Source organism: Microbulbifer maximicatervae (SeqCode) (genome assembly GCF_052467615.1).
On record NZ_CP174319.1, the window covers coordinates 796,697 to 815,717 of the forward strand.

Annotated in this window: 14 protein-coding genes; 12 read left to right on the forward strand and 2 right to left on the reverse strand. The window is 43.1% G+C overall.

The features are described 5' to 3' along the window. Window positions 1-195: 195 nt before the first annotated feature. Window positions 196-1,008, forward strand: coding sequence for a NosD domain-containing protein (locus tag ACJJIM_RS03635; RefSeq protein ID WP_444912400.1), 813 nt, complete (start codon window positions 196-198; stop codon window positions 1,006-1,008). A 309-nt stretch (window positions 1,009-1,317) separates the two neighbouring features. Here ACJJIM_RS03635 and ACJJIM_RS03640 read toward each other — a convergent pair whose 3' ends face one another. Continuing rightward, window positions 1,318-2,130 (reverse strand): NosD domain-containing protein, encoded by an 813-nt coding sequence (locus tag ACJJIM_RS03640; protein WP_444912401.1) that lies wholly within the window; start codon window positions 2,128-2,130, stop codon window positions 1,318-1,320. A 731-nt stretch (window positions 2,131-2,861) separates the two neighbouring features. Here ACJJIM_RS03640 and ACJJIM_RS03645 point away from each other — a divergent pair. Further along, the gene (locus tag ACJJIM_RS03645) at window positions 2,862-3,728 is read left to right on the forward strand and encodes a hypothetical protein (RefSeq protein WP_444912402.1); all 867 of its coding nucleotides are present in this window, start codon (window positions 2,862-2,864) and stop codon (window positions 3,726-3,728) included. Window positions 3,729-3,818: 90 nt separating this feature from the next. Here ACJJIM_RS03645 and ACJJIM_RS03650 read toward each other — a convergent pair whose 3' ends face one another. Next, a complete protein-coding gene (locus ACJJIM_RS03650) occupies window positions 3,819-5,879 on the reverse strand; it encodes a TonB-dependent receptor (protein WP_444912403.1) in 2,061 nt (686 codons plus the stop codon). A 437-nt stretch (window positions 5,880-6,316) separates the two neighbouring features. On the opposite strand from ACJJIM_RS03650, the gene ACJJIM_RS03655 reads away from it, so the two are divergent. The 10 genes from ACJJIM_RS03655 (at window position 6,317) to ACJJIM_RS03700 (ending at window position 18,983) form a co-directional block, all read left to right on the forward strand. Continuing rightward, window positions 6,317-6,688: a hypothetical protein gene (locus ACJJIM_RS03655; RefSeq protein ID WP_444912404.1), complete on the forward strand. Its 372-nt coding sequence runs from the start codon at window positions 6,317-6,319 to the stop codon at window positions 6,686-6,688. A gap of 4 nt (window positions 6,689-6,692) precedes the next feature. Continuing rightward, window positions 6,693-8,327 (forward strand): PepSY-associated TM helix domain-containing protein, encoded by a 1,635-nt coding sequence (locus tag ACJJIM_RS03660; protein ID WP_444912405.1) that lies wholly within the window; start codon window positions 6,693-6,695, stop codon window positions 8,325-8,327. Window positions 8,328-8,820: 493 nt separating this feature from the next. Beyond that, window positions 8,821-9,615, forward strand: coding sequence for a right-handed parallel beta-helix repeat-containing protein (locus ACJJIM_RS03665; protein WP_444912406.1), 795 nt, complete (start codon window positions 8,821-8,823; stop codon window positions 9,613-9,615). A 388-nt stretch (window positions 9,616-10,003) separates the two neighbouring features. Beyond that, the gene (locus ACJJIM_RS03670; protein ID WP_444912407.1) at window positions 10,004-11,092 is read left to right on the forward strand and encodes a hypothetical protein; all 1,089 of its coding nucleotides are present in this window, start codon (window positions 10,004-10,006) and stop codon (window positions 11,090-11,092) included. Between the two features lie 110 nt (window positions 11,093-11,202). Beyond that, window positions 11,203-12,228: a hypothetical protein gene (locus ACJJIM_RS03675; RefSeq protein WP_413664842.1), complete on the forward strand. Its 1,026-nt coding sequence runs from the start codon at window positions 11,203-11,205 to the stop codon at window positions 12,226-12,228. A gap of 106 nt (window positions 12,229-12,334) precedes the next feature. Then, window positions 12,335-13,426 carry a hypothetical protein gene (locus ACJJIM_RS03680; RefSeq protein ID WP_444912408.1) on the forward strand — a complete coding sequence of 364 codons (1,092 nt, stop codon included), beginning with the start codon at window positions 12,335-12,337 and terminating at the stop codon, window positions 13,424-13,426. A gap of 106 nt (window positions 13,427-13,532) precedes the next feature. Continuing rightward, on the forward strand, window positions 13,533-14,627 hold the full coding sequence (locus ACJJIM_RS03685) for a hypothetical protein (protein ID WP_444912409.1): 1,095 nt from the start codon (window positions 13,533-13,535) through the stop codon (window positions 14,625-14,627). Between the two features lie 33 nt (window positions 14,628-14,660). Further along, window positions 14,661-15,692, forward strand: a complete 1,032-nt coding sequence (locus ACJJIM_RS03690) for a hypothetical protein (protein ID WP_444912410.1) — start codon at window positions 14,661-14,663, stop codon at window positions 15,690-15,692. 340 nt (window positions 15,693-16,032) lie between these two features. Next, window positions 16,033-16,845, forward strand: coding sequence for a NosD domain-containing protein (locus ACJJIM_RS03695; RefSeq protein ID WP_444912411.1), 813 nt, complete (start codon window positions 16,033-16,035; stop codon window positions 16,843-16,845). Between the two features lie 620 nt (window positions 16,846-17,465). Then, the gene (locus ACJJIM_RS03700) at window positions 17,466-18,983 is read left to right on the forward strand and encodes an MFS transporter (RefSeq protein ID WP_444912412.1); all 1,518 of its coding nucleotides are present in this window, start codon (window positions 17,466-17,468) and stop codon (window positions 18,981-18,983) included. Window positions 18,984-19,021: the final 38 nt, after the last annotated feature.

Here is a 19,021-nt window from a genome sequence, read left to right on the forward strand (position 1 = left end):
TGCCGCAAGTCTTTTTAAGGTGCCTTACGTCTATCTCTATTTCCCATAGGTTTTATTATTGTGTGTGATTTTTTGCTGGTGAGGTTAGCTAAGTCTACAAGGGATATATTCTATAGTTATTTTGTCTGCGTGAGATAGCCCAGCCTTTTGGTTGGCTGAGGGATATGATTGTTAAGGTGATTCAAGGAGGATTGTATGGTGTATGAATTTAGGGGATCCGCTAGGCACTTTGTGATACCTGGTATTTTATACTTTGCTTTAGGTAGTTCCGCCTTTGCGGTTGATTGTGGTGACACAATTACTAGTCCTGAAGTACTTGATCAGGATCTTGTGTGCTCAACAGAACCCGCACTAACGATAATGGGGCCTACGGGTAGCCTAGACATGGCAGAGTACACCCTTAGGTGCGATGGCTCTGCTGTTGGTATCCAGATTGACGGTGTTGCGGCTTTCCTATCAAATGGTGTGGTAACACTATGTGACATCGGAATATCGTTGGATGGAACTGGAGCCCACAATATACAGGCAATCAGAGTAGATGGAACAGATATATCAGGGATCGCTGTTAATAGTAGTTTTAACTCTGTTATTCAGTCAGGAATATTTAAAAACAGTGGCACCGGCATATTTATAGCTGGTGATAATAATAATGTGTCTTCTAGCTCGATCCTAGATAATTTAGAGAATGGTATTCAGTTAGAGGGTAATAACAATCTTATTGTAAGCAATGAGATCAGTCGAAGCACATTAAATGGTATCTTAATTGGTAAAGCAGATGGTAATACGGTTGCCCAAAATACCGTCTCAATGAGTGGGATTGGAGGGGCGAATACCGCTGGAATCTTACTGGAACTTTTGGGGCAGTCTGGCAATGTGATTGTTGGGAATACTGTTTTCAGCAATATAGATTTTGATCTGCAAGATAATAATAGTTCACCCTGTTTAAATAGCTGGGTTGGGAATTCACCTGACGCTACTACCTCCGGAGATTGTGTAACGTCAAACTAATAGCGTTTTACGATAAGTTGATAGGCTTGCAGGCAGTTTAATGGTGTCGCCACAGTATTACGGATACTGCAGCTAGTGTAATTGCTGAAAGCCTGATCTCCCTTTAGATTTTCGTTTTCATATTTATTCCTGAGGGATATCCAGTTGGCCAGTGTGGATTGATGTAGTGAGAGGAGAGTTTGGTTTGCTAGGCTGGTTCAGTTATAGAGGGATATTCTCAGAAGTAAGGCATAGATAAGCGTTAATTGTTTTTATGCGGGATTCAAAAGCTAGAAGTTTAATGCCTTGAATCCCGCAATTATTTTTAAGCTAGTTAATGCAGGCGTCATTTGATGAGCTGAAAATATTACCGTACCATGTGGTTCCTACACAGGCAGGAGTATTATCATCAAACAGGTCATCTATATCATTAGATTCAGCAGTATTTCCTGTTACGAAATTCCCTACTTGCCCAAAATTACTTACTGAAATACCGTATTCATTATTACTTGATGTAGTGTTTAGTATAATGTTGGTGTAGTTTGCATCTTGGATTGCTATTCCAGAAAAAGTATTATTTCTGGCGGTGCTTTGGAAAACTTGATTGTTATCTCCTGAGATAATAATGCCACCTTCCCCATTGCTGGTGGCGCTTACTTCAAAAAAACTATTCCAGTCGCCGAGAACGATAATGCCATTACCAAAATTAAAGTCATTGATTGAGCCGCTGACAATATTGCGACTGCTACTGACTGACATTCCCAAAGATCCATTTTCTTGCGTTGTAACGCCGATGACATTGTGAAGGCCGCTGCCTTCTACAGATACGCCTATATCACATGATGTAATGATGCCACTGGATGCTTGGCTATTAATAAGTACAGCTGTAGTTCCTTCCAGTAGAATTCCTGTGCCAGCCAGGCCATCACAGGATAATGAAAATCCATTGAGATCGAGACTACCGGTAGGGCCCATTATTGTGATGGCTGGTGAGGCTGCGCAGTTAGATATATCTGTATCTAATACTTCGGGAGTAGAGATCGTGTCTCCACAACTTACGGATAAGGCTATACCCGATGCGCTCATTAAACAACAACCTGCTGCTGCGATTATTGATGTTTTAATATTTAAAATCGCCTTCATTGATATATTCCTATTGTGATTGTCTGATATTTGAAGTGGTTGATAGGGTGTAAATATCTCGAATTTTGGTCTTTGTTTGGTTGATGACAATAGGAAGTTGTTCTCATATTTATGGAGAATAATTCCTATTGATTAACTATGTTGATGGGATATGTGCTGGAGGAGTTGGATTTTTATTATTTGGTGTTTTATAGATGAGTTTAAAGGTTGGCTTTTCGGTTCAAATATGCGTAGTGTTTCCATAATTGTTCTTTGGTGGCGTGTCAATTAGTGAGGGCGTGATTTTCTAGAGTGGTTTGTGGCCTGGTTGATATTAAGAGAGGGTGTGTTTGAGAGGTTTCGTTGTATGTGTGTAGTGATGGCGTTAAAAATAATGGATTCGCCTACAGTATGGCTGTTTTCCTAAATAGGGGGGGAACTTTCTTCCTATATTTTCCGCACTATTCTCCTATTGCTGAAAGTGCCATCGGAGATAAGACTCAACACAGCATCAAGCATAGATTCCTGAAGGAAGCTGGGGATTGAGTCCTTGAGAAGCAAGAGTTTATAAGCATAAATGCTGAAGTTCCGGTATTTGTTTTAGCAAAATTAAGCGCAGCTGATCGTAAATTGCTTTCTCTTAATGTTGTTGCATATGGTGCTAATTAATTTTGTGTGTTGATGCAGTATAAGAATCTTAATTTAGCGACATTTCATATTCTAAGGAGATAAATATGAAAAGGTGTGCCCCGTTGGCGGCTGCGGTCCTGCTTGCTGTTGCAAGTCAGGGTGTTTTTGCTTCCAACAATGTTGCGGTTCAGAACCAAAATGGAGTAGGTAATAACGCGACAGCAGATCAAAGTGATCCAACCGTTACATTTAACTTTATCAGCCAAACCCAGACTGGAGACACTAATACAGCCACTGCCACTCAGGTAAACGGAAATACCGGAAGCACAGTTAATCAGATACAAACAGGGAATTTAAATACTTCCACTGTTGCTCAAAATTCATCTGATACTGTGGCTGCCGTTATTACTCAAAATGGGAATACTAATATTGGCGTAATTAATCAGGTGGCATCTACAACCAGTGTTGCAACTATAAATCAGTTCAATCTGGTTAACTTTGCCACTGTTACACAGTCGAGTAGTACTACTGATACAGCAGTTATTAATCAAGTGGGTGACAACAACACCGGTACGGTTGTTCAAACCAACAGCACGACAAACTCGGCGGTAACTGCCCAGCAAGGGAATTTGAATGTGGCTACCGTGTCGCAATTTGTATCCGACACTAACACTTCCACATTAAGTCAGTTGGGAAATAGTAATAATGCTACTGTGAATCAAACAGATAATAATAATACCAGTGCTATTAGTCAGCAAAATGAATTTAACACTATTATCCACGCTCAATCTGGCAGCTTTAATTTGGCAAGTACCACTCAGATCGGTTTGACTAATATGGGTTCGACTATCCAAAGCGGAGCGAATGGTGTTGCCACGGCATTACAGCAGGGTAACTTAAATATGTTTACCGTTAGCCAGGTTAACGATTTTCAAAATGCTAATGTTTCCCAGATTGGAAACAGCAATATGGTAATAATTGTGCAGTAGGGCGAGGCTTAGGACGATATCGGAATTCCGGTCCCTGTGTGAGATAAACTCATTCAGGGCCGGATTTTTAGCTGTTGGTAAAGGAGCTAATTAGAATCGGTAGGTAGCAGATAAACCAACATTGCGTGGCTCAACAATGGCTGCGTAGCCATCTGGGTAGTGGCCACCTTCTACTGCCGGTTCAATAGTGAGAAATCCTTCTTCATTAAAGGCATTGTTAACATAGGCTGCGATGCTCCAATCTTCACCTTCATAGTTAACATTCAGGCGGGCGAGAGTGTAATCGCCGGCAACCCGCTCTTCAGTATTGGTGAAATCACCGTAGTACTCGCCTACATAGTTGGCGGAGAGACCTACGCTAAGCGCATCACTAATCCAGTATTTTGTGCCTAGATTAGCGGTGACATTTGGCGCGGAATTGAGTTCGTTGCCGTCAGCATCTGCATAATCAGCACCGGCATCGGTGATTTCAGTCTCCAGTAGTCCGAGTCCGGCACGTAATTCCCATTGCGGAGTCAGCATTGCGATAGCTTCGAGTTCAACACCATAGGTCTCTACTGTATCCATATTAACAATTTTGCGAGTAGAGCTGAGTGCCTGATAGCCGGAGTATTCATTGAAAAACAGGTTACCGTTTAGGCTGACGGTGCCATTTGCCAAAGAGCTACGTACTGCTAACTCATAAGTGTTAACGGTTTCTTCGTCGTAGTTGTAATAGTCACTTGCGCTAAAATCTAGGGCACCACCTGCTGCGTTGTAGCCTTTACGAGCACTGGCAGAAACAATAGTGTCCTCAGTCAAGTCGTATTGCAAAGCGAGTTTAGGGAGGGTGATGGTTTTATCAGTATCCAAACCTGCAATTAAGAAGCCATTATTGAAGTTAAAATTACGATTTTGCTCTTCATTTTCAACACGCAATCCACTGATCAGATTTAATTTATCAGTTAATGCATAGGTAACTTCACCATAAATAGCGGTGGAGGTACTTTCATCGTCACCAAAATAAGTAACGCTGTTGGAGCTATTAAAGTCTTGCTCTCTTTCGAAGTGTGCAAAGCCGATAAAGCCGTGCAGGGTGTCACTGGTGAGACCAAAGTTTAACTTTGCATCGATGGTGGTGTTCTGTTCGTCCATACGAACATACTGTTGGCTGGTGGCTTCTTCTTCATAGGAATCAAAGCCCCACTGGTAATCCATATAAGCTGCCAGGACTTCAATAGAGATATAATCGTTGATCTGGTAATCCACTTTAACGCTGGTAGTTGTGGATTCAGTGTCCATATCGCGATAGAAGTATGTTTCGTAGTCATCAACACCGGTTAGGGTGTAGTACATACGCCCGGTATTTCCCTCTTCACTGTTAGTGGACACAGTAAATAATGCCTCTAACTTTTCAGTGGGTGTCCACAGAAGCTTGCCTTTCAGTCGCTCGGTTTCCAGAGTGTTCAGGTCGAAGTCAGCGGGGTTGCCCTCATACTCTTGGGCATTACTGATAGTGTCGCCGGTGAGTTGCTGGGCCGTCAGGCGGAAGGCGAGGGTATCATCAACAATCGGGCCGGAAATCATGCCAGAAGTATCGATGTAGCCATCCTGGTCGCGGTAACCTACGCGAGCTGCACCTTCCCAGTCGAAGCTGGGATCTTTGGTTTTGATAAATACAGAGCCGGCAATGCTGTTACGGCCATTGCTGGTGGACTGGGGTCCACGAAATACTTCAATTTGTTCTACATCCCAAATACCGGAATCACCCGTGAGGTCTGCAACAAATGGCTCGGCGACACCATCAATTAACGTGGAGACACGGGCTTTGGCACCACCGGTAAAGGAGTTAAAGCCGGTGGCTGAACCGTTACCGGACACACCGCGAATATCCGGAGTAGCGCCGGAAAGTACCACCACGTTAGAGATATTAGACACCGCATCGGTAATGCTCAGGTGTTGCATGCTATTTAAGGTTTCTTCGGTAATCACGGATACCGAAGACGTGGTTTCCTTGAGGGAGCGCTCTGTTTTCTCGCCAATAACAATGACATTTTCCATTGCCTGCGGCGCATACTCTTCTTTCTTCTCATCTGCGGCGATCGCAGTCGCACCAATCGAAGCAAGAATAGTGAGTGAAACGGCTTTGCTGAGCAGGTGGCGTTTATACATAGCGTAATCCCTAGCAAGGTAAAGAAGTCAGGACGACAAGGAAGATCGGCAGCGAATATAATGCTAATCATTCTTATTTGCAAATAGGGAATTGCCGCAATAAACTCTCACTATTATTTGGTCTGGCAACGGCTTAGCTGCACCGATTAATCAGTGCCTGGCAAACAATTTTCTACCACTTTAGTGGTAGTGCTTCTAACCCTTAAGTGAAACTAGAAATGTATTCCTCAGTTTTAACGGGACTCGGCCTATTGAGTTGTCTCCTTGCGTCTTCTGTCCTTTATTTAGGCTGTCCCAATCAGCAGTGGCGTGAGCAGAGACCAATCCAGTTTTACCCCGCTCTTCTCATCAGTTTTGCGCTCCTTGTCATTTCCTGGGCACTTTTCCACCAAAATTTTTCGGCAACGTCAGCTTCCTTTACGCTTCTTAGCACTTTTATGTTAGCGCTGGGACTGCTGCCTTTTAGCGGTGTATTGGACAAGCCGGGCAAAGTCTTGGCAAAGAAAAAGAAGCGAATTCAAAAAGGGTTAGAAGGCTACAAACCCCACTGGTGGGTAAAAAGCCTGTGTGCAGTTTTCTTCGGATTGCCCATTGCAGTTGCCGTTGCTGGTTTGATTGCTTTGTGGGGCCCCGGTGATGTAGTGGTCGATGATAAAAGTCAATTCGTGATGTGGTTGATCACACCTGTCTGGCTCACTTTGGTAAGTCTGGTTTACCTGTTCATTAGTGTCAGGCGTATGTTGTCTCTCTACCTGGGGCTAAATTTGGTGCTGTTTACCCTGTTGTGGGTAGCGAGATTCGGAGTCTAAGAATATGCGCGTTGAATTGATTAAAACTTATAAAAGCGTGCATACCTGGACCGGTATTCTTGCGGGCTTGTTTCTGTATATCGCTTTTGTCGCTGGCGCTCTGACCATGTTTAAAGGGCCCCTCAATCAATGGGCTCTGCAGCCTGAGACCACCCTGCCAAGTATTTCTATCGATCAGTATGACAGCCTTATTTCCGAAGTTCTGCAGGCACACCCGGAAGCGGCAAAACAGATGACCGTCCAATTGCCACTGGCGGGTCTGCAGGCGGCACCGGTGAGTTGGGAAATAGAGGATGAAGAAACCCATGACCATACTCTCTGGTATGCCAGCTTCGATGAAAAAGGGCAGCTGATCACTCAAAGTTTTACGGTTTCCGCCATTGGCGAATTTGTCGATCATTTACATCGCACTGCCGGTATTCCCGGTGGTGAGGGCCACGATGCTTTTGGTACTTATGTATTGGGTGTTGTGGCGGCGTTGTATTTTGTTGCATTGATTTCAGGGTTGATTGTTTTCCTGCCCACTTGGTTCAAGGACTTATTGGTACTCAGAAAGGGTAAGAACCGCAAGCGCTACTGGCTGGATTTTCACAATGTACTGGGTATCACCTCTCTGCCGTTTCACCTGATTATTGCTTTTACCGCCTTTGTATTTGCCTTCCATGATCCGCTTTATGGTGCCCTGCGCGTGGCGGTCTACGGTGATTCCCCCATGTTCACTCGCCCGGCGCCAGCAGAGGTGAAGAGCTTCTCTGAGTTGGTGCCTGTCACAGAGTTGGAAGCTGCGATTCAGAAGGGGGAGCCCAAATTCCAGATGGCGGAAATCCTCTATTTGAATCTGGATACCCGCGCTCCGCGCATGCGTGTAGGTGGAATCATGCATGGTGAGGTGGTGCGAGGTGCTGAGTATGCTTATGTGCTAGGCAACCCTTACTTGAGCGAAGTTCCCTATAGCAGCATTCTGCCCAATAATTTCAATGGCTATAGTGGCACGGTATTAAGCATTTTTTCCCTGCATTTTGGCAGTTTTGGTGGAAATGCCGTGCGCTGGGTCTACTTCATTCTCGGCATTATGGGAGCACTGATCTTCTTCACCGGCAATCTACTGTGGATTGAAAGCCGGCGCAAAAAACGCAGGGGGCAGGGGGCGCTGCCGGTACAAACAACCTCATCAGTGGTAATGGCAAAGCTCACAGTGGGGGTTGGGTTGGGCACTATCTTGGGGGTCGCCGCTAGTATGCTGGCAGTTAAATGGCTGCCCCATGCGCAGGTGGATATTGAGTTTTGGCAGAAAGCCGCTTATTACACAGGGTTCTTATTTGCGCTGATCTGGGCATTTATACGTCGTCCCATGGCTGCTGCTCGACAGCTTCTTGCCTTCTGTATTGCCAGTATTTTCCTGATACCAATTAGCTCACTTATCAAAGGTGAGTTGTTGGGGGCTGCTACCCAGGTATGGGCGGTTGACGTTGTTGCGCTACTGATAGGTGCATCATTTGTTTTACTCTTGATTCATCTTCGCAAGCGGCGGGCAAAAATCGAAGCGGACAGTGTATGGTCTGAACTTGTGGAGAAACCCGCAGTAGAGAGCAGTATTCAAAATCCTTTACCTGATACCCATCCACAGGCATCAGGATAATTAAAAGGGGCTCTATTCAGAGCCCCTTTTTTGATGATATATGGGTACTATTGGAATGATTATTTTACCTTTAGTTCATGCCTGATGCCTCTATAGGTATTGCTAAACAGGCTGACTCTAATTCTTGTGCTTATGCGCCTATGAATAAGTTGAATAGCCTGCCCATTACTTTTTTATTAGATTTTGGTCCTGAGTAGACAGAGAGCGTTTAAAAGCTAATAGGCTTTGCATCGCTACTTGCTAAATAGAAGGCGCTAATTTAAATAAAGGCATTACGTCGTTTGATGTGCTTGGGTTTTATTAGGCCCTAGGCCGAAAGTATTATTCAGTGCCAATTTGTTTTAATTTCAAACTTTAAGGTATGAGAAAATATTCTTATCGTTAAGTTAATAACCGTAGCTAGACTAAAAAATGCTTCGCCTCCGATAAAAGTAAAATCTTCGGATGCGAACTTTTTTTAATTGTTGTTTTTATAGACTTAAAGGTTTAGCTCATGAAACTAATGGATGTGAAGCTTCTGGTGTCAGCAATATTGGCTCTTCCCTTTGTGTCAGTGGCTGCGGTGGAGTGTGGAGATACTATTACAAGCGCAGAGATTCTCACTGAAGATCTATTAAATTGTAGTGGTACGCCGGCGCTAACGATTGAGGGGCCAACTGGAAGTTTAGATATGAATGGATTCACCTTGGAGTGTGGCGGTGGATCCTCTAGAGGTATTGACGTCCTGGGCAACGCGGCTGTTCTTTCAAATGGAGTGGTGGATAGCTGTGCAATAGGTATTTTTGTGGAAGGGGATGGCTTTCATAGTATTCAAACGATGACTGTGAAAGATGGTATCGACGTCGGTATTTGGTTAATAAGCGAAAATAATATTGTGAATGGTTCTACGGCTACTGGTTTCTTTAATCGAGGGATTGAAATTCAAGGTTCTAACAGTCAAGTAATTGGTAATTTTCTTATAGATAACCAAGGAGGAACCTCTAGCGGGATATTGATTAACGGTGATAACTCATTTGTTGCTCAAAATATTTGTGATAACAATAATGGCGAGGGAATAGTTATTGACCCTTCTTCTGGTGGCTTGGTTGTTCAAAACATAGTGACAAATAATGGGCAGACTGGAATATCAATGGAGGGAGGGGGTCAAAGTGACTATTTGGTTACCGGAAATATAGCAACAGGAAATCCGGATGGCGATTTAGTTGACTCAAATCCGGATGCTTGTATGTCTACCAATTTATGGTATGGAAATATTTTTGATACGGCTGATCCGAGTTGTTTAGAGTAAATAATAATCTATGGAGTAGTCGAATTGTATGGCTGCTCCTTCATTTGTTAGTAAGAAATACTCACTCTCTGATTGCTCGCCTGTGTAAACAGGATACTTTCTTCCCACTAGCATACAACTAATCTCTCATAGAAAAACCTTTGTTTCTTATCAATACTGTATTCAGCATCGTTTTATCACTCAAGAAGTATCGCAATATTGTTGTTTGTATGCGAAGTAGTATGAGTTTGACTTATGAAGCTAGTCATTCAACTGTCACCACCCGCCCCTAAGTGGCTCATGCAATGCGCCACGACCTCAATATTTGTTTTACTCAATGATGCTGCTTTCCTGAAAAAATTGTCGTAAAAGCTTTCGAGCTGGACCTGTCATCTTTAAGGAGTATTAGATGAGCATGTACAGACCTGTTGCAGCAACTGTTTTACTTTCAATGATTGGAACTGCCGCTCTTGCCGCAGACCACACCTATGATGTTCTTCAGGTAGGATCGGGTAATACCGCTAACTCAGATCAAAGTGACAATTCTGCTGTTGGTGATACGGTTATCCAGGTTCAGGTGGGTGATGATAATGAGGTGAATGCAACCCAGAACCTATTTACTTCCTTCAGTTTGATTCAGCAATCACAGGTGGGTGATAGTAATTATATTGAGGCAACCCAAGCCGGCTCAGTTTTTTCAAGCATTCTCGTAGAGCAAATTGGTGATAATAACTCAGCGACACCTGCGCAGGAGTTTGCCGAGTTAAGTACTATTTTGATAGTGCAGATTGGGGATAATCATGAAGCCTCATTTACTCAAACAAATACACTGAATGAGTTTATTGGTATTGTTCAGGTGGGAGATACTAACGTTCTGAATGTATTGCAGACTGGCTCAGCAGCAAACTCTATCTCTTTGCATCAAGAAGGTAGTGCACAGAGTGCGGCAGTGACACAAACTGCAAGTATAGGGAATAGTATTACCACTGAGCAATATGGAAGTTCCAATACGTTAAATATAAGTCATACTCTTGCCTTTGACTCTACTGCAATTGTTACTCAGGATGGTACAGGCAATAGCGCAAATACTCTTCAAAAATCTATCGGGCACTACAGTGAAATTCGCCAGGAAGGCGAAGGCCTGGATGCCTGGCACTCTCAGACTGGTGTCTACAACGAGGCATACTCTCAGCAATTTGGCGAATCAAACAGTGTAGATATTACTCAAAGCGGGGAATTTAGTGTTGTTTATACGGAACAGCATGGCAGCACCAATACTGCTGAAATCGATCAGGCAGGTGCCTTTAATAGTGTAGATATTATGCAATTAGGGGGATCAGGAAACTCTGTAATGGTCACTCAGCTGGCTAGCTTTAATGCCAGTTCCACTTCCCAGCTAGGAAACTCAAATCAGATCACTCTTACACAAGCCAACGCTAATAATACTGTGTCTACTACTCAAGTAGGGGACGGTAATGTGGGTCTGTTGACTCAGTAAATGATAGGTTCGAGTGCTGAAGTGATAAGGGGCATATCTGTCACGCTCTTTGGCTCTGCAAAAAATTAGCGGCGGCAAGCCTAATTGCCTGCTGCTTTAAGGAGTTAGTAATGAATTCGTTTAAGCCTATTTCGGTGGGTATTTTAGCTGCGATGGTTAGCGCTTTTTCAGTGGCTGCTGATAACACTTATGAGCTTATCCAAATTGGTAATGGTAATACCGCGTCAGCGGATCAGAGTGAGATAACGGTAGTTGGCAGTACCGTCATTCAGGTACAAATTGGCAATTCTAATAATGCTCAGGTAACACAGGAAGGCTTGACTATATCTAGTACAGTTATCCAGCGACAAGTTGGTACCGCCAATATGTCAGATGTGCTGCAGGAAGGTGCGATATCTACGACCTCTACAGTTGCTCAATATGGAGAAAGTAATACTGGTAATTCCCAGCAGTTTGATACGGAGGGAGATGTAAGTGATATTTTCCAGGCGGGTTCCAGTAATACCATGTTCGTTGAACAAGCGAGTAGTTTTAATAATTCCATAAGTATTAACCAGGTAGGGGTTAATAATAATGGGTTTGGCTCTCAGGCGGATGCATCTGGTAATGTGGGAGTGATGGTTCAGACGGGTGAAAACCTCAGCTTTTTTATGAGTCAGAACGCTGGTGCGATGAATACTGCAACAGGTTTTCAGGCTGGTAACTTACTCTCAATGTCTCTTAGCCAGAATTTTGCCTCAGCATCTAATTCTGTAGGGATTCAAGCAGGTGGGAATAATAATATTGCGATTTCGAGTCAGGTAGGTTTAGGACATGATAGTTTTATTTTTCAAAATGGAACCAACCTTGGAGCCGAAACTGAGCAAACGGGGCTATTTAGTACAGCGTATACGGAGCAGTTTGGTGGAATAAACACGGCTATAACGATACAGACCGTTGGGTTTAACACTGCAGAAACACTCCAGTTTAGTGGTTTACTTAATGAATCTTTGATATTGCAGTTTGGCGGATTTAATACAGCGGCTGCTGTTCAAACAGGAGCCAGCAATTCTACAAGGCTTAGCCAAACAACAGCCGGAAACCTTGCAGGTTCTGCCCAGTATGGTGATAACAATACGGTATTGGGACTTCAGTAACTTGTTGATTTAAGTTCATTAGGAGGTCCAGTCTCCCTTATTATATGGGGAGGCTGTCTAAAACTCACAATATGAGACGATTTTTTTCCTCCCAAAGGGTTTAGTGATGACTAAATTTGAGCCTCTCTCGGTAGGTGTGTTACTTGTGATAGTCAGTATATCCTCTGTAGCTGCCGATAACACCTATGACCTCATTCAAGTGGGGTCAGGAAATACAGCAATGGGTGAGCAAAGCGATCCCAGTGTTACCAATAGTCTAATTAGCCAAACGCAAATAGGGAATAACAATAATACTACTGGAGAGCAGCAATCATTTACCGAATCTAGCGAAATAGTTGTAGTTCAGTTGGGTCAAGGTAATACTGCAGAAGTTGAGCAAAGCGCTTCTGTTTTAACCAGTGTCACAGTTACACAGATTGGTTCGAGTAATATTTCAAGTATTTCACAAGATGGGGTCTTACTATCTATCATTGATTCCGTACAGCTAGGAGACGGTAATGTCAACGGTCTTGTTCAAGATAGCACTTTAGGAAGTATTATAAATATCGTGAGCATTGGTGATGGTAATACTGCTAATGTGATACAAAATTCCAGTGTGGATATTTCTGCCAGCGGAATAACTTTAGGTGATTCAAGTAATATAACAATTACCCAGGAATCTGGTCAGGTCAGTTCGGCAAGTGGATTTCAGTTTGGGTCAATGAATACTCTATCACTTACCCAGAACGGTGGGGCTGGTAATAATGAGGTTACAGTGCAAACGGGAAATGCACTAAATGCTCAGGCATTTCAGGTTTCTGCTTATGGTTCTCGTTCATTCATCTATCAAAATAATAATAATAATTCTTTTGAAAGTCGTCAGGAAAATGTGGGTAACGTTAGTATTGGATTCCAAAATGGAACCAGCTTAGAAGGGATTCAGAATCAGATAGGTAACTTTAGTAGGGGGTTTATCCAGCAATTTGGTGGACTGAACTTTGCTGAGCTTGCTCAGGGCGGTGATTTTAGCACTTCAGATATCTTGCAGTTTAGCGGGATTCTCAATAATGCAGTTGTTGTGCAGCTGGATGCATTTAATACTGCCGGTGCGACACAGACCGGTGATACAAACTCTACACGTCTCAGTCAGGCTACAGTAGGAAATTTTGCTACCTCTGCACAGTTTGGTGATGGTAATACTATTTTGGGACTTCAATAACTTTATTGATTTCAAGCAACTTAAGTAAATCTATCTCTTCCATTTCTTGTGGAAGTTGTCTGGATTCAGGGTTTTAAGCTGAGTTTGATCTTTTAAGGGAATTATGATGACTGTATTGAAACCTGTTTTAGTAGGAATTCTGGCTGTTGTGGCCAATACGGTTTCAGTGGCTGCTGAAAACACCTATAACCTGATACAGGTCGGATCGGGAAATATGGCAACGGGTGCGCAAGGTGATTTAACGGTTAGTAATAGCCTGATTAGCCAGATACAGATTGGTAATGACAATGAGGTGACAGGTGAGCAGCAGTTGTTTACCGAGTCTAGTGAGATTTATCAGTTACAGCTGGGTGCCAGTAACTCTACCGAATCTAACCAGAGCGCAGCTATATCGTCCACCATTACCATTATACAGATTGGGAACAACAATAGTGCCGAAAATATCGGTCAAACGGGTACTGCACAATCGAGTATTGCTATTACACAAGTTGGTACCAATAACGATGTTGGTTCGTCTCAAGCCGGCGTGGTAGCTGGAGATATTAGCGCAATTTTAATTGGTGACGGCAATAACTCAAGTTTAACACAGGATAGCAGTGTCAGTGACTCTATAAGAGTAACGATAATTGGCGATTCCAATAGAAGTGGAGTATCACAAAATATTGGTTTTGAGAATTCTGTAGTTAATTTTCAGTTTGGGTCTAGAAATGATTCGAATGTTGATCAAAATTTAGGGGTGGCCAATAGTGTTCTTGTTGTGCAGTCGGGTAATGAATTGCGTTCTTTTGTAGCTCAGAGTGCAGCTGCGAGTTCGTCCTCACTTGTGAGTCAAAAAAATACCGCAAACTCTTATGCAGTTAGGCAAGAGAATATAGGTAATTTAAGTGTTGGAGTTCAGGACGGTATTGGTCTAGACGCCATGCAGGATCAAATAGGTAATTTTAGTGCTGGGTTAGTCCAGCAGTTTGGAGCTTTAAATTTTGCTGAGTTGGCTCAAAGTGGAGATTTTAGTACATCAGAGATGCTGCAATTGAGTGGATTTCGTAACAATGCTTTTGTTTTGCAGCTGGAGGCATTCAATACTGCTATTGCAACACAGGCTGGGGATACGAACTCTACCCGTTTGAGTCAGGCTACAGTGGGGAATTTGGCTAATTCCTCCCAGTTTGGTGACAACAACACAGTTTTAGGACTTCAGTAATCAATATTGTCAGATGAAAGGGAGTAACCGCTCATGAAGTACAGTTCTCTAATGGCCTGCGTTCTGTTTTCGATTTCCAGTGCAGCAGGGATAGCAGCTGATAATACCTATCAGCTCATACAGATTGGTGAAGGTAATACGGCAGAAGCTGATCAGAGTGGTCCTGGTGTAAATGGAAGTACCATTATTCAACTACAAATTGGTGTTAATAATGGGGCTTCTGCAACTCAAGGTCCTTTTGCTGAAAACAGTACTATTATCCAGCGACAGGTTGGCAGTAATCAATCCGCTAGTGCGGAACAGCTGGAGGCAGCAATTGACTCAATAGCTGTACAGTATCAGTTTGGAGAGGGGAATACGGCAACTTCAGTTCAGGGTGATGTCGACGATAGCTCTACTTTTGTTTTTCAGGGTGGGATAAGTAACGATGTCAGTATAGGGCAGAATAATGGAGTTGGGAATTCAGCGACGGTTACTCAGCTAGGTGTTGCTAACGGAGGCACCGTCAATCAGGGCGGTGTTCAAAATAGTTCCGAGAATGAGGTGTTCGTGCTTCAAGTTGGAGAAAGCTTAACTTTCCAGATGAATCAAAGGTCGGCAATAGATAATTCTGCTGTAGGGATTCAGTTAGGTGACTCTATGAGTTTGGAGATTACACAAAACTCTGCTTCGGGATCTAGTTCGTTTGCCCTTCAAAGTGGGAATACTAATTCTATTGATTCTACTCAGGAGAATCTTGGTCATGACAGCTATATCCTGCAGAGGGGTACCAGCCTTGAGGTGATACATGAGCAGATTGGTGCTTTTAATACTGCGCTAACTGAACAGCGCGGTGGGATTAATACTGCGGAAACTGTGCAAAGCAATGAGTTTAATTTTGGAGAAACGTTACAGTTAAGTGGTTTGCTTAATGATTCCTTGATAGTACAGCTACAGAGTTTTAATACCGCAGTGGCTATACAGGATGGTGATACCAATCAGTTGAGATTAAGTCAGGCAACGGTTAGTAATCTGGCCACCGCCGTCCAGTTTGGGGACAATAATACCGTGCTCGGCTTGCAATAAGTTTTACTCTCAATGTGTAGAGGTGGGTAGGTTTCTGCTTGTGAAGAACTTTGTTTAATAGCGTGCTCTATATCAAACTAGTCAGCTGATGCGCCTTTTTTCTTCCCGGGGATTCTCAGTGGCGCATCACCTGGCTTAATTTTTCGGAGAACTCTTTTGGCTAGGAATTTTTAGCGTACACATTGGCAATTTAAGGAGTCTGTTAGGGAGTGAAGGCCTTTAACACTTCACTAAAATCCTCCTCTGTTGGTCTTCGGAGCCATTTAAAGTATTTCTTATAGGCTGTTATTCTTGTTCGTATATCAAAGCTCTTTGACAAATATTTATTCTAGAGGAAAAGATGAACCTGAAGGTATGTGCATCATTGGCATTATTAACAATCTTTATTTCAAAGCCAATTTTCTCTCTGGCAGATGTTCAGTGTGGAGATACGATAACGACAGCAGAAATTCTCAGTCAGGATATTTCCTGTGACCTTGAAACACAGGTCACAATAGAAGGGCCTTCCGGAAGCCTGGACATGAACGGTTATGTACTTACTTGTGAAGATAGTGATAGCGCAGGGATCTCTCTTGAAGGTTTAGGAGCTGTATTAGTAGGAGGTACCATAGACACTTGTGGAATTTCTGTCTTTTTAGAAGGCGATGGATTTCATTCAGTTCAAGGTTTGATTTCTGATAGTCCAGGGGTGGGTTTTATAGTGGAGAGTGACAACAATTCTATTAATGGCTCAATGTTTCTTTCAGGTGGCCCTGGTAGCATTGGTTTTCAACTCAATGGGGATTTCAGTCGTATTTCAGGGAACTCTCTAAGTGGTAATAGTGATGCTATAGCAGGGATTGTAATTGCGGGTAGTTTCAGTCAGGTTATTCAGAATACCATTGATGGATCTATTTTTGGAATTATTATAGAGCCTCCAAGTGTTAATGGGTTAGTGATACAGAATGTGATATCGAATTCTTCAGATAGCGGTATCATGATGGATTTTGATATAGTGGATCCACCCTCAATGAACTACATTATTTCTGGAAATCAGGTGACTGGTAGTAATGGTGAAGGTGATTTGGTAGATGAGACTCCTGATGCTTGCCTCTCCAGTAATACTTGGTTTGGTAACATATTCGATACAGCTAGCCCAAGTTGCTTGGAATAATTGAATTCTTGTTATTAGTGGGAGAATAGCGTGTTGCTTGCTCAATAAGTATGCCATCCAAAGCTATATATAGCTCTGATTAGAACCTCTTTTGTCTTAGCGCCATGGCTAATATCAGGAGAAGACAAAATGAGACTGTCATTGATATGGGAACGAATTTCACTGATGGTATTTCCGTGTATGCTTGTGAAACTGTAAATTGCGGAAGTGAAGGCAAAAGAAAAGTTGAACAGTCTGGATGCCATACCGTGCCGACCTTTAATTTTAGTAAAGTTTCAAAACCCTTAATGTTGGTAGTTTGTCGTAGTTAACTAATTACCTGAATAATAGTATGCCCACTATATGATTAGTTGTAGTAGTTCAGACTTGACCTGGCAGAACACCTTCTGAAAAATCGGTAACTGTCAGGTCAAGTCTGAACTACTACACTTCAAGGGCTGATATAAATAGCTGCCTTATGGTATGTCTTTACCTACAGAAGCATCACCGACCACCTTAGTCTAATGTAGTAACAGTCCATGCTTTCGAACCTTTCTTAATGCTGATATTTCGATCACTTAGTTGTCATCACTTTATGCTAGTGTTCGCCATAATTCACCGGGGTATTTAAAGAAGTAGTTATGGAGAAAAATGAGCCCGATGGCACTCCAAATCCGTCATTGACTGAAAATGCCCGGTTCAGCGAACACCATTCGGCTGACTATTACATTGACGAAACTCCCGTTTGGTGTGATGGAACTTCGATTCCGCAGAATATTTTTACGCCAATGCAGTGGCGAATTTGGTGGCTTGCGACAGCTGGTAAATTTTTCGAGGGAATGATCGTCTTCATGACTGGGGTATCCCACACTTTAATTACTAAAGAATTTGGTTTGACCGCCTTTAGTATGGGCTTTGTGACATCGGCGACATTGTTTGGAATTCTGGTTGGAGCGATAACCCTAGGAGGGCTCAGCGATCATTATGGCCGGCGGAAAATGTTCATCGCTGAGATGATCATGTTTATCTTTTTCCTGGTGATATTAACCTTCGCAGATTCTTATCTCGTGATTGTTATTTCATTATTTGGTCTGGGATTGGCGCTTGGATGTGATTATCCCACAGCTCACATGATGATCTCTGAAAGCATGGCATCGAGGATGCGGGGCAGGCTAGTTCTCGGAGCCTTTAGTTTTCAGGCTGTTGGAATTTTGGTGGGGACAGGTCTCGCATTTTTGGTCCTCTCTTGGTACCCCTCTCTGGAAGCTTGGCGGTATATGTATGCTGCGGCGATTGTTCCAGCGATTTTGATCACGATTGGTCGTTTCTATATTCCAGAGAGTGCGATGTGGCTTCTGGCTAAAGGTCGGATGCCTGAGGCGGAGAAATCTATCAGCCAACTGTTGAAAAGAGATCCTCCATACCCGTCCAGATTCTTATTGAAGAGTGTTGCCACAGCGGAGACGAATGAGAAAAAGATAGGTGAACTATCGAGTATTAAGCATTTACTTCAGGATAAGAAATCTCGAAAAGCAATCAAACTCTCTTCTATTCCCTGGTTTTTGCAGGATTTGGGAACCTATGGCGTTGGTATCTTCACGCCAGTAATTTTAGCGAATGTGCTTGGATATGCGTCACCCCATGCACACTCCATTTCGGAATTAATCCATAACAAAGTCGAGGCGGCGAAAGGGGCAGCATTAATCGATGTAATGCTGGTAGTTGGCGTTATTCTAGCAATTATATTTGTGGATAGGGTGGGGCGTATCCGATTGCAAGTTCTTGGCTTCCTTGGTTGTGCACTCGGCCTTCTTATTGCCGCCTATGGAGAGTCTTTAAACACTAGCCAGCAGTTACCATTCATTTTTGGGGGGCTTATGTTGTTCAACTTGATGAATAATCTGGGGCCAAATTCTCAGACTTATCTAATCGCTGGGGAGGTATTCCCGACCCGCTATCGTGGTGCTGGTGCGGGATTGGCCGCATCCGTCTCAAAGTTCGGGGGTGTCGCAATCGCATTTTTTTTTCCAATTTTACTTAGCGACATTGGCGCAAGTATGTTGCTTAGTGCACTAGCGGTGACTTCCTTGATTGGCGCATTAATAACCTGGAGGTACCGGATAGAAATGACAGGGAAGTCACTTGATGACGTTGGCTAATCATTGAAAAAGCCATGGAGTTCCTCGTCAAGTATTTT

Bases quoted from the DNA above. Each gene is read 5' to 3' on its own strand.
- ACJJIM_RS03680 (WP_444912408.1), top strand. From the start codon at position 12,335: ATGACTAAATTTGAGCCTCTCTCGGTAGGTGTGTTACTTGTGATAGTC.
- ACJJIM_RS03670 (WP_444912407.1), top strand. From the start codon at position 10,004: ATGAGCATGTACAGACCTGTTGCAGCAACTGTTTTACTTTCAATGATT.
- ACJJIM_RS03690 (WP_444912410.1), top strand. From the start codon at position 14,661: ATGAAGTACAGTTCTCTAATGGCCTGCGTTCTGTTTTCGATTTCCAGT.
- ACJJIM_RS03695 (WP_444912411.1), top strand. From the start codon at position 16,033: ATGAACCTGAAGGTATGTGCATCATTGGCATTATTAACAATCTTTATT.
- ACJJIM_RS03635 (WP_444912400.1), top strand. From the start codon at position 196: ATGGTGTATGAATTTAGGGGATCCGCTAGGCACTTTGTGATACCTGGT.
- ACJJIM_RS03700 (WP_444912412.1), top strand. From the start codon at position 17,466: ATGGAGAAAAATGAGCCCGATGGCACTCCAAATCCGTCATTGACTGAA.
- ACJJIM_RS03650 (WP_444912403.1), bottom strand. From the start codon at position 5,879: ATGTATAAACGCCACCTGCTCAGCAAAGCCGTTTCACTCACTATTCTT.
- ACJJIM_RS03655 (WP_444912404.1), top strand. From the start codon at position 6,317: ATGTTAGCGCTGGGACTGCTGCCTTTTAGCGGTGTATTGGACAAGCCG.
- ACJJIM_RS03665 (WP_444912406.1), top strand. From the start codon at position 8,821: ATGAAACTAATGGATGTGAAGCTTCTGGTGTCAGCAATATTGGCTCTT.
- ACJJIM_RS03640 (WP_444912401.1), bottom strand. From the start codon at position 2,130: ATGAAGGCGATTTTAAATATTAAAACATCAATAATCGCAGCAGCAGGT.
- ACJJIM_RS03675 (WP_413664842.1), top strand. From the start codon at position 11,203: ATGAATTCGTTTAAGCCTATTTCGGTGGGTATTTTAGCTGCGATGGTT.
- ACJJIM_RS03660 (WP_444912405.1), top strand. From the start codon at position 6,693: ATGCGCGTTGAATTGATTAAAACTTATAAAAGCGTGCATACCTGGACC.
- ACJJIM_RS03685 (WP_444912409.1), top strand. From the start codon at position 13,533: ATGACTGTATTGAAACCTGTTTTAGTAGGAATTCTGGCTGTTGTGGCC.